Origin of the sequence: Achromobacter sp. 2789STDY5608615, from assembly GCF_001298995.1 — a bacterium.
Classification (GTDB): Bacteria; Pseudomonadota; Gammaproteobacteria; order Burkholderiales; family Burkholderiaceae_B; genus Achromobacter; species Achromobacter insuavis.
In genome coordinates, this window is the sequence record NZ_CYTY01000015.1 from 1 (window position 1) to 11762 (window position 11762).

The 11762-nt window shown below is 68.4% G+C and carries 7 protein-coding genes and 2 riboswitches; of the genes, 3 read left to right on the forward strand and 4 right to left on the reverse strand.

Annotated features, from left to right (window positions below; genetic code table 11):
• Positions 1-73 precede the first annotated feature (73 nt).
• A riboswitch (glycine riboswitch) is annotated at positions 74-166 on the forward strand.
• Between the two features lie 33 nt (positions 167-199).
• Positions 200-322: riboswitch (glycine riboswitch) on the forward strand.
• A gap of 83 nt (positions 323-405) precedes the next feature.
• From gcvT to gcvP, 3 genes are all read left to right on the forward strand, one after another.
• Positions 406-1506, forward strand: a complete 1101-nt coding sequence (gene gcvT, locus AOZ49_RS14815) for a glycine cleavage system aminomethyltransferase GcvT (RefSeq protein WP_054476143.1) — start codon at positions 406-408, stop codon at positions 1504-1506.
• A 98-nt stretch (positions 1507-1604) separates the two neighbouring features.
• Positions 1605-1982 carry a glycine cleavage system protein GcvH gene (gcvH, locus tag AOZ49_RS14820; protein WP_006385867.1) on the forward strand — a complete coding sequence of 126 codons (378 nt, stop codon included), beginning with the start codon at positions 1605-1607 and terminating at the stop codon, positions 1980-1982.
• A gap of 90 nt (positions 1983-2072) precedes the next feature.
• On the forward strand, positions 2073-4946 hold the full coding sequence (gcvP, locus tag AOZ49_RS14825; protein ID WP_054476145.1) for an aminomethyl-transferring glycine dehydrogenase: 2874 nt from the start codon (positions 2073-2075) through the stop codon (positions 4944-4946).
• Positions 4947-5052: 106 nt separating this feature from the next.
• On the opposite strand, the gene AOZ49_RS14830 is transcribed toward gcvP, so the two are convergent.
• The 4 genes from AOZ49_RS14830 to AOZ49_RS14845 all read right to left on the reverse strand — a co-directional run.
• The gene (locus tag AOZ49_RS14830) at positions 5053-7023 is read right to left on the reverse strand and encodes a DUF945 family protein (protein WP_054476147.1); all 1971 of its coding nucleotides are present in this window, start codon (positions 7021-7023) and stop codon (positions 5053-5055) included.
• A gap of 210 nt (positions 7024-7233) precedes the next feature.
• Entirely contained in the window at positions 7234-8709 is a 1476-nt protein-coding gene (locus AOZ49_RS14835; protein ID WP_054476149.1) for a M81 family metallopeptidase, read from the reverse strand.
• A 52-nt stretch (positions 8710-8761) separates the two neighbouring features.
• The gene (locus tag AOZ49_RS14840) at positions 8762-10171 is read right to left on the reverse strand and encodes an amidase (RefSeq protein ID WP_054476151.1); all 1410 of its coding nucleotides are present in this window, start codon (positions 10169-10171) and stop codon (positions 8762-8764) included.
• 37 nt (positions 10172-10208) lie between these two features.
• Positions 10209-11762: ABC transporter ATP-binding protein (locus tag AOZ49_RS14845; RefSeq protein ID WP_054476153.1), on the reverse strand; the 1554-nt coding region annotated here is incomplete at its 5' end.

The window sequence follows — 11762 nt, forward strand, 5'->3', positions numbered from 1 at the left end:
CGGCCCACGGCCGCGGATCTAGGCCGTGGATCAACAACGCAGCGGCGTTTCGCGGTATGCTTTCGGCGCTGTCACGCATGTTGCGGGAGAGAGCGGCCGCCCGCGGTCGCCGCCGAAGGCGCAATTCGCCCAGAATCGCTCAGGTATCCCATACCGCGCATGTTTGCCCTGTCCCGGTTTTTACCGCGCGGACGCGGCAAAGCAGCACTCTGGAGAGACCTGGCGCCGCTGCCCAAACAGGGACATAGCGCGCAGCCCAGGCGCCGAAGGTGCAAACCCGCCACGCGGGGCAACTCTCAGGCAAAAGGACAGAGGGGCGGAAAATTCAGCCGTTGCGCGGGCGTTTCCTGTCCGCCAGCGGCATTCCGTAACCCTGGCACCGCTGCCGCTCCGGAGTATCCGCGCATGTCCGCAACCCTCAAACGCACCCCGCTGGCCGACGAACACATCGCCTCCGGCGCCCGCATGGTCGATTTCGGCGGCTGGGACATGCCCCTGGCCTACGGCTCGCAACTGGAAGAGCACCACGCGGTGCGCCAGGACGCCGGCATGTTCGACGTCTCGCACATGCTCAACGCCGATATCGCCGGCCCCGACGCCTTCGCCTTCCTGCAGCGCCTGGTGGCCAACGACGTGGCCAAGCTGACCGTGCCCGGCAAGGCGCTCTACACCTGCATGCTGAACCCGCAGGGCGGCGTCATCGACGACCTGATCGTGTACTTCTTCGCCGCCGATGAATGGCGCGTGGTGGTCAATGCCGGCACCGCCGACAAGGACATGGCCTGGATGCACCGCGTCAAGCAGGCCGGCAAGTTCGACGTCACCATCACGCCGCGCCGCGACCTGGCCATGATCGCCGTGCAGGGCCCCAATGCCCGCGCCAAGGTCTGGGCCGCGCGTCCGGCCTGGCAGGCCGCCAGCGAGCCGCTGACTCCGTTCGTGGCCGCCCGCGTCGGCGACGACACCCTGGTGGCGCGCACCGGCTACACCGGCGAAGACGGCTTCGAGATCGTGCTGCCCGCCACCGAGGCGGTGCAACTGTGGCGCGACCTGGCGGCCCAGGGCGTGCGCCCGGCCGGCCTGGGCGCGCGCGACACGCTGCGCCTGGAAGCCGGCATGAACCTGTACGGCCAGGACATGGACGAACTGACCCAGCCCGGCGAAGCCGCGCTGACCTGGACGGTGTCCCTGAAAAACCCCGAGCGCCGCTTCATCGGCCGCGATGCGCTGGAGCAGTTCGCCACGCCCGCCGCCTTCATCGGCCTGAAGCTGCAGGAACGCGGCGTGATGCGCGCCCACATGGCGGTGCGCACCAAGAACGGCGTGGGCGAGCTCACCAGCGGCACGATGTCGCCGACGCTGGGCGTCTCGATCGGCTTTGCCCGCCTGCCGCAAGGCGTGGCCGCGGGCGACACGGTCGAGGTCGACATCCGCGGCAAGTGGGTGCCCGCCCTGGTCTGCAAACTGCCGTTTGTCCGTAACGGCAAAGCCGTCGAACACTCGTAAACTCGAAGCTTCGCGCCGGCGGCCGGCCCTCTGGGGACGGGGCCGCCGGCGCGAGGCGCGCAACACCATTTCCTTATCCGAATCCCCCAGGAGTTCCCATGAGTCTGCCCACCGATCGCAAGTACACCGAGTCCCATGAATGGGTCAAAGCCGAAGGCGACGTGTTCGTCGTCGGCATCACCGATACCGCCCAGGACCAGCTGGGTGACCTGGTCTTCGTCGGCGACGTCAAGGTCGGCGCCAAGCTGAACGCGGGCGAGACCGCCGGCGTGGTCGAGTCGGTCAAGGCCGCCTCCGACATCTACGCGCCCGTGGCCGGCGAAATCGTCGCGTTCAACGACGAGCTGGAAAGCAACCCCAACCTGATCAACGAATCGGCCTTCACCGCCTGGATCTTCAAGATCAAGCCGGTCAACGCCGCCGATGCCGACAAGCTGCTGGACGCCGCCGGCTACGAAGCCGTCGCCAACGGCTAAGCCCGTCAGGACGGGCGCGGCGCTGGCGCCGCCGCCCGTCCATGCATCACCGTCCGTCCCACGACGACACCGCCATCTCGAGATCCCCCCATGTCGCGCGCCCTAGACACCCACACCGACTTCATTCCCCGCCACATCGGCCCCTCCGACGCCGACCAGGCCGCCATGCTCGCCGCGATCGGCAGCCCCAGCCTGGACGCCCTGATCGAAGAAGTCGTGCCGCCCAAGATCCGCAGCCAGGCGCCGCTGGCGCTGCCGCCGTCGCGCAGCGAAGCCGACGTGCTGGCCGAACTGAAGCAGATCGCCGGCCGCAACAAGGTCTTCCGCAACTACATCGGCCAGGGTTACTACGGCACGCAGACGCCCAACGTGGTGTTGCGCAACATTCTCGAGAATCCCGCCTGGTACACGGCCTACACGCCCTACCAGCCCGAGATCTCGCAGGGCCGCCTGGAGGCCCTGCTGAACTACCAGACCATGGTCGCCGACCTGACCGGGCTGGACATATCCAACGCCTCGCTGCTCGATGAAAGCACCGCCGCCGCCGAAGCCATGACGCTGGCGCGCCGCGGCGCCAAGTCGCAGAGCCCGGTGTTCTTCATCTCGCGCCACGTGCATCCGCAGACCATCGAAGTCGTGCGCACCCGCGCCGAGGGCCTGGACATCGAGATCGCCATCGGCGACGAGGCCGACGGCCTGCCGGAATGCTTCGGCGTGCTGCTGCAGTACCCGCACAGCACCGGCTCGGTGGCCGATTACCGCAAGCTGGCCGAGGCCGCCCACGCGCAAGGCGCGGTGGCGGCCGTGGCCACCGACCTGCTGGCGCTGGCCCTGCTGGCCGCGCCGGGCGAATGGGGCGCGGACATCGCCATCGGTTCGGCCCAGCGCTTTGGCGTGCCGTTCGGTTTCGGCGGCCCGCACGCCGGCTTCATGGCCTGCAAGGACGCCTTCAAGCGCAACATGGCCGGCCGCCTGGTCGGCGTGTCCAAGGACGCCCAGGGCAACCCGGCGATGCGCCTGGCGCTGCAGACGCGCGAACAGCACATCCGCCGCGAGAAGGCCACCTCGAACATCTGCACCGCGCAGGTGCTGCTGGCCGTGATGGCCGGCATGTACGCCGTCTGGCACGGCCCGGCCGGCATCCGCCGCATCGCCGAGCGCGTGCAGCGCTACACCGCCATCCTGCGCGCCGAACTCGGCAAGCTGGGCATCAAGGTCGCCAACGACACCTTCTTCGACACGCTGCTGCTGGAAACCGGCCCGGCCACCCCGGCCATCCTGACGGCCGCCGAGTGCGAGCACGTCAACCTGCGCCGCGTCGACGGCGCCCGCCTGGCCGTGTCGCTGGACGAGACCGTCACCGCCGCCGACCTGCAGGCGCTGGTGAACGTGTTCGCCGCCGGCCTGGAGCGCGATGACGTCGAACTGGACATCGACGCGCTCGACGCCGCCGCCGCCAGCGGCATCCCCGCCGCCGTGGCCCGCGAAAGCGCCATCCTCAAGCACCCGGTGTTCTCCAGCGTGCAATCGGAAACCGACATGCTGCGCTACCTGCGCAAGCTGGCCGACAAGGACCTGGCGCTGGACCGCACCATGATCCCGCTGGGCTCGTGCACCATGAAGCTGAACGCCACGGCCGAGATGATCCCCATCACCTGGCCCGAGTTCGCGCTGGTGCACCCGTTCGCGCCCGCCTCGCAGAGCAAGGGCTACGACGAACTGATCACGCGCCTGTCGGCCGCGCTGTGCGAAATCACCGGCTACGACAACATCAGCCTGCAGCCCAACTCGGGCGCGCAGGGCGAATACGCCGGCCTGCTGGCGATCCGCGGCTACCACCAGGCTAACGGCCAGCACCAGCGCAACGTCTGCCTGATCCCGTCGTCGGCCCACGGCACCAACCCCGCGTCGGCGCAACTGGCCGGCATGGAAGTGGTGGTGGTGGCGTCCGACGCCAACGGCAACGTCGACCTGGGCGACCTGCGCGCCAAGATCGAACAGGTCGGCGACAAGCTGGCCGCGCTGATGATCACCTACCCGTCCACGCATGGCGTGTTCGAGGAAGCCGTGACCGAGATCTGCGACCTGGTGCACCAGGCCGGCGGCCAGGTGTACCTGGACGGCGCCAACATGAACGCCATGGTCGGCGTGGCCAAGCCGGGCAAGTTCGGCTCGGACGTGTCGCACCTGAACCTGCACAAGACCTTCTGCATCCCGCACGGCGGCGGCGGCCCGGGCGTCGGTCCGGTCGCGGTGCGCGCCCACCTGGCGCCGTACCTGCCGGGCGTGGTGAATGAGCAGGGCAAGCTGCCCGGCGAAGCCAAGGTTGGCCCGGTCTCGGCCGCGCCCTTCGGCTCGGCCGGCATCCTGCCGATCCCGTTCGTGTACATCGCGCTGATGGGCGCCGACGGCCTGCGCCGCGCCACCGAAGTCGCGATCCTGAACGCCAACTACATCGCCACCCGCCTGCGCGGCCACTACCCGGTGCTGTACGCGGGCCGTAACGGCCGCGTGGCGCACGAGTGCATCCTGGACGTGCGTCCGCTGAAGGAAACCAGCGGCATCAGCGCCGAGGACATCGCCAAGCGCCTGATGGACTACGGCTTCCATGCCCCCACCATGAGCTTCCCGGTGGCCGGCACGCTGATGGTCGAGCCGACCGAATCCGAAGGCGTGGCCGAACTGGACCGCTTCATCGACGCGATGATCTCGATCCGCGAGGAAATCGCCCAGGTCGAGCGCGGCGAACGCGATCGCGAGGACAACGTCCTGAAGAACGCGCCGCACACCGCGCAGATGCTGCTGGCCGAGGAATGGCTGCACGACTACCCGCGCCAGCAGGCCGCCTATCCGGTGGCCTCGCTGCGCGACGCCAAGTACTGGCCGCCGGTGGCGCGCGTGGACAACGCCTATGGCGACCGCAACCTGGTGTGCGCCTGCCTGCCGATCGAAGCCTACGCCTGATGCCGCATGATGGTTCGCCCCGCGGGGCGAACCATCGGGGCCCGCCTGGCGACAGGCAAAAAAAACCCCCATCGCAAGATGGGGGTTTTGTTTTTGTGTGGCCGCCTTACTTCCTGGCCGGCGCCGCCGTGATGGCGGTGGCGAATTCCTCGGTGATGCTGAAGTAGGTGTTCAGCAGGATCTGCAGGTTCTTCTTGCCGATGCCGCCTTCGGCGTTCATGTCCATCTGCAGCACGGCCTGGTTCTTGTCGTCCAGGTAGGCGCGGGTCCAGCGGTATTCCTGGTTCCAGGCGTTGATGGCCTTGAGCGTGGCCGGCTTCTTGCTGGCGTAGGTCGCGGTGGCCACCAGGTCGTAGCACTTCTCGGAGAAGTCGTTGCACAGGAATTCCAGGCGCAGGTCGGTGGCGCCGGAATTGCTGGCGTCCAGGATCAGCACCGGGCCTTCGTCGCCGTCGGTCTTGCGGGTGGTGTAGCCCATGTCTTCCAGCATGTGGACGACCATGTCGACGTCGAATTCGTTCACCACGTCGGCGTTGCTGGTCGCGGCCATGTCGTTGTCCATGGCGGTGGCGCCAGCGGCCGGCTCGGCTTCCTCTTCATCATCGTCCATCGCGCTGTTCATGCCGGTCGCGCCCAGCAGGCCCGAGAACAGTTCGTCGGCCGGGATCTTCTTGCCGTTCAGGTCGCCCATGCCGTCGGCGAAGTGGAACTTGCCGACGATGTTGTCGCCATCGTTCTTGCCGACATTGAACATCTCGGCCATGCCGGACATGCTGCGCACGTTGTCGGCGGCCTCGGCTTCGGCCTTGTCGGCCGCCATGCCGTCCTTCTTGATGGCGTACTGCACCATCAGGTCCTGCACCATCGGCTTGGAGATCACCAGGGTGGCGTCGATCTGCTTGATCGCCTTGACCACGATTTCCTGCGGCGTCAGGTCCTTGACGTTGGGCGGGTTGGCCAGATCGAGGGTGACGTTCAGCTTGCTTTCGCCCTTGGCGGTCTTCCAGCTGATCGGGTCGATGCTGAACGAGGGGTTGCCGGCCAGCAGCTTGCCGGCGTTGTCCAGCAGCACCTGGAACTGCTCGTCGTTCAGGCCTTCGTCGCGGGTGTCGGCCATGTACTGGCGCATCAGCTGGTTGTAGGTGTCCGACAGCTGCTTGACCGCGGCGCCGTCCAGCCTGGCCAGCTTGATGACGGCCTGGCCGTTGCCGAGGGCCACGTCGTTCACGTTCAGTTCACCGGTCTGGTAGGCGGCCTGGATGTTGATGTTCTTGTCGTCTTCGGAGAGCTTGACGGTGTAGCCGAAGTTGTCGAGCGCGACCTTGACGTCGACGTCCGGCTTGGTGACATCGATGCGCTTGATCTTGATGGCCGAGTCGCCGACCGACAGGCCGAACTTGCCCATGCGGCTGTCGACGTCCATGGACAGGCCCGTCATCTGCATCTTGATCGGGTCGCTGCTCTTGGTGCCGTCGACGGCGAGCGTGTCCGTCTTGGCGTTGGCGGTGATCGCCTGCAGGCCGCGGTCGAAGGTGCCGGTGATTTCCATGCCGCTGAAATCGACCGAATTGCCTTCATGCGTCACTTTCACCGGCGCGATGCGGGCGGTCGAGGCGGTGTTGCCGCCAAAGCTGACCACGGCATCGGTGATGAGGGGCGAGACGTCCTTGGTCAGCTCGAACACCGGCTTGACGTTGTCCGTCTTGGCCATTTCGGTGTGGACGAAGGCCAGCTTCGGGGCGATGGCGCCGCGCGCCAGCGCGCTCTTGGGGAACGGGCCGTGTTCGATGCGGGCGTCGAATTCCAGCATACCGTCGGGCAGCTCGCTCAGGCTCTTGTCGCTCTTGACGAACGACACGCCGTAGCGCGCCTGGGTCGAGAACAGGCCGCGTTCGTACTTGATCTGGTCGATGCGCAGGCCGAACAAAGGCGTGATCTTGGCCAGCTTCTCGTTGGCCTCGGCCAGGCGGTGCTGCGCGCCTTCCTCGATGCGCTTGCCGGTGTACCACGTGGCACCCACCCAGCTTCCCGCTCCCACTATGACCACGGCTAAGGTGATCGCTACGCTCTTTTTCATGTTTTGCTTTGTCGTTGATTGTCGAGTCTTGTCCGTGCGGCGCGGCGCCGTTGGGCGGTGCGGGCAATTGGGACATATTCATCGGCCTGTCAGGACCCGCGGCGAGTATACCGAGGCGAGATGGCCTGTTGCAGTGCGCGCCGTTACCGAAGATTTCAAAATGAAAGCCGGCGCCCTCGGGCGCCGGCCATATTGTCGACAAAACCGGTTTTACAGCGGGTCGAGGGGGTAGATCGGTCGCCGTACGTGCTGGAAGTCGAGCTGACTGTAATCGGAGGTGGTGACGCCCACGCCGGAGCATTCGATGATCTCGGTGGCCATGGCGGAGAAGCCCGCGCGCCAGTGGACGCGGCTCTTGAGCACCACATAGCGTTTCTGCAGCGGGTCGATTCCGGCTGACAGCAGGCAATTGATGTCGAAGGGCTCCTGGTGGCGCGACACCACCACGATCTCGACCCGCCCGGTGTCGATCACCACGGTCAGGCCGGTGTCGTTGCGCACGCCGCGGTACATGGGGCCGCGGTTCAGGTACACGCCGTCGAACACCAGCTTGACCCGCCCGGTCACGGTCAGCGGCTCGCCGGCGCGCTGAATGGCCGGCATGTCGACCTTGCCGCCCAGCGGCAGGGTGATGGTGCTGCCGACGCCGGCCGTGGCGGCCTCGCGCGCCGCCTGCGGATCACAGATGGCGTAGAACACCACGTTGTCCAGTTCCTGGCGCAGCACTTCGGCCAGCACCGCGGTGGTGTCCATGGTGCCGCCGGAGCCGGTGTTGTCGAAGTGGTCCAGCAGCACCACCGGGCCTTGCTCGATGGTCTTGGCGCGGGCGATGGTGGGGGCCAGCGGTTCCGGGTGGAACACCCACTTGGCGCGGTCGTTCCAGGCGCGCTCCAGCAGTTCGTCGCGGTATTGCTCGGCCTGCGCCAGGTTGGCGTCCGTACAGACCACCGCGCTCAGGCCGGCCTCGCGGATGTCGGCATGCGGGAAACCCACGAACACCGACGCCGCCAGCACGCCGTCGGCCTCCAGCTGGCGGCAGCGTTCCTGCAGCGATTTGTTGGGCTCGGCGTGGGTGCCCTGGCACATGACGTGCGGCAGCATGGGCTTGCCGGCCCAGGTCATGACCGGCTTGATCTCGCCCCGCAGCGTGCGCACGATGACGTTGGCGGCGCGCACGCCGGCCTCGCGGATGTCCACGTGCGGATAGGTGTGGAAGCCGCTGATGACGGTGGCGTTCTCGACGATGTCGGCATAGATGTTGGCGTGCATGTCGAGCGTCACGGCCACCGGGGTCTTGGGGTCGAGCTCGCGCAGGCGCCGCAGCAGGTCGCCCTCGGCGTCTTCCACGCCCTCGGCCACCATGGCGCCGTGCAGGTCCAGCAGGATGGCGTCGTAGCCGCCCTTGGCGACCTCGTCCAGCACCAGCTTGCACAGCAGTTCATGGGTCTCGGCGCTGGTCGGGCCGCTGGGCCAGGACTCGGCCGCCACCGGCACCACGATCTCGGCGCCGACCCGGCGCGCCACCTCGATGTAGCCGCCCAGGCCGCTGTCGGTGTTCTCGTAGGCCCGGATGGCGCGTTCGCCAGCCAGGATTTCAGGGTTGCCGCGGAAGAAACGCGCGAGCGGGGTGGGCACGGGCGAGAAGGTGTTCGTCTCGTGCTTGATCATTGCCAGAAGCCAACGCATGGAAATTCCTGTGGGTTGCCAAAGGGAAGGGGATCGGGCCTGCCAGCGAACGTCAGGCGGCCTGGGGCGGCCGCGGCCAGGGATGCTGGGCCGGGCGCATGCGCTCCCAGGCGTGGGCCACGCGCAGCACGCCGAGGTCATCGAAGCGCGCGCCGGCGATCTGCAGGCCGATCGGCAGGCCGGCCTGGGTGTAGCCGCAATTGACCGAGGCGGCCGGCTGCTCGCTCATGTTGTAGGGCAGCGTGTAGCCGATGTGGTGCATGGTCGTGGCGACCTCGTTGGTGGGCGCGGCCCACTCGGCGTTGTAGGCGACCACCGGCGCCACCGGCGACAGGACGTAGTCGAAGGGGGCGGTGGCGGCGACCGTCCTGGCGCGCACGTTGAGCGTTTCGTAGTAGCTGCGGAACACGGCTTCGCCGGACTGGCCGCCGCCGCTTTCGGCCCAGGTGCGGATGAACGGCAGGATCTTGGCGCGGCGTTCTTGCGGCAGGCCGCCCAGGTCGATGGCCGAACGGGTGCGCCAGAAGCGGTCGACGCCGTCCAGCATGTCGGGCGTCATCCACGGCTTGAGCGGCGTGACGATGGCGCCGGCGGCCTCGAACAGGCGGGCCGCGGCCTCGACCGCCGCGCGGATCTCGGGATCCAGCGGCAGGCCGCAGCCGGCGTCCAGCTGCAGGCCGATGCGCAGGCCGCGCACGTCCAGCTCCAGGTTGAGCCAGTCGAAGTCCTGGAACGGCAGGCTCATGTGGTCGCGCGCGTCGGGCTGCGACAGCACGCCCATCATCAGCGCGGCGTCGGCGATGTCGCGCGTCATGGGGCCGGCGCAGCGGCCCATGAAGGGCGGGTCGATGGGGATGCGGCCCAGGCTGGGCTTGAGCGTGGCGATGCCGCACCAGGCGGCCGGCAGGCGCACCGAGCCGCCGATGTCGGTGCCGATGTGCAGCGGGCCGTAGCCCGCGGCGGCGGCCGCGCCGGCGCCGGCGCTGGACCCGCCCGGGTTCTTGGTGAGGTCCCAGGGATTGCGCGTCAGCGCATGGAAGCTCGACAGCCCCGAGGACAGCATGCCGTAGTCGGGCATGGTGGTCTTGCCCAGCACCACCGCGCCGGCCTCGCGCATGCGCGCCGCCGGCGGCGCGTCGGTCGCTGCCGGCGTCAGGTCGGTGGCGGCCGTGCCCAGCGGCACCGGCACGCCGCGGGTGGCGATGTTCTCCTTGATGGTGGCGGGCACGCCGTCCAGCGAGTAGCCGCCGCAGGCCTGCGGCTCGCCCTTCATCCAGCGCGCCTCGGAGGCGCGTGCCTGGGCCAGCGCCTGGTCGGGGTCGAGCGCGTAGGTGGCGTGGATGTGCGGTTCCCAGCGGGCGATGTGATCGAGCACCGAACGGGTCGCCTCGACCGGCGAGAGGGTCTTGTTGCGATAGGCGGCCAGCAGTTCCTGGGCCGAGAGTTCATGCGGTTGCGACATGGCGGGTTCCAATGGAAGGTGGGGGGCCTGGAGGCCGCTACGCGGCGGGGGACGCGAGGCCGGCCGCCACGGGCCGGAAGTTGCGGAAGTCCCAGTCGCGTCCAGGCGCCGCGTCGATCAGGGCGCGGGTGTACTCGTGGCGGGGATCGGTCAGCACGGCCTGGGCGGCGCCGGTTTCGACGACCTTGCCGCGCTGCATGACCATGATGGTGTCGCAGATCTGCGCGGCCACGCGCAGGTCATGCGTGATGAACAGCACGCCCACGCCGGTGCGTTGGCGCACCTGCTCGAGCAGTTCCAGCACCTGCGCCTGCACCGACACGTCCAGCGCCGACACGGCCTCGTCGGCCACCAGGATCTCGGGGTCCATCACCAGCGCGCGGGCGATGCAGATGCGCTGGCGCTGGCCGCCGGAGAACTGGTGCGGATAGCGCCGCATGGCGTCGGGGCTGAGCCCGACCACCGACAGCGTCTCGCCGGCGCGCTGCTCGGCCTTGTCGCGGGGCACGCCGAAGTTGAGCAGGCCTTCGATGATCGATTCGCCCACGGTGCGGCGCGGGTTGAGCGAGCGGTACGGATCCTGGAACACGATCTGGATGCGGCGGCGCACCGGGCGCAGGGCCGCGCCGGACAGCGTGCTGAGGTCTTCGCCGCCCATCATCATGTGGCCGGCGGTGGGCTCGATCAGGCGCACGATGCAGCGCGCCACCGTCGATTTGCCCGAGCCGGATTCGCCCACGATGCCGAGGATCTCGCCCTTGCGCAGCGTCAGGTTGACATCGGCCGCGGCGATCACGTTCTGCGGCGCGCGGCGCGAGAGCAGCGCGCGCTTGCCGCCGTAGGTGCGGCCCAGGCCCTTGACGTGCAGCACCGGCTGGCCGGACGGCGCCTCGCGGTGCGAGGGCACCAGGCTGGGCACCGACGACACCAGCCGCCGCGTGTACGACTGCTTGGGCTCGGCCAGGATCTCGTGGCGCGTGCCGCTTTCGATCAGATCGCCGCGGTTCATCACCACGATGCGGTCGGCGATCTCGGCGACCACGCCGAAGTCGTGCGTGATGAACAGCACGGCGGTCTGGTGCTTGACCTGCAGTTCCTTGATGAGCAGCAGGATCTGCTTCTGCGTGGTGACGTCCAGCGCCGTGGTCGGCTCGTCGGCGATCAGCAGCTTGGGTTCGAGGATCAGCGCCATGGCGATCACGATGCGCTGGCGCTGGCCGCCCGAGAGCTGGTGCGGATAGGCATCGTAGATGCGTTCGACGTCGGGCAGATGCACCGAGCGGAACATCTCCAGCACCTTGGCGCGGCGCTCGGCGGCCGACATGCGGCGATGCAGCCGCAGCACTTCGTCGACCTGCTTGCCGACGGTGTGCACCGGGTTCAGCGCGGTCATGGGTTCCTGGAACACCATCGCCATGCGGGTGGCGCGCAGCTCGCGCAGGCGGCGCGGCGTGGCGCTGGCCACATCCTCGCCTTCGACCCGGATCGAGCCCGCGCTGATGTGCAGCACGCCGGGCGGCAGCAGGCCCATGACGGCCAGCGAGGTGACCGATTTGCCCGAGCCGGATTCGCCGACCACGCACACGGTCTC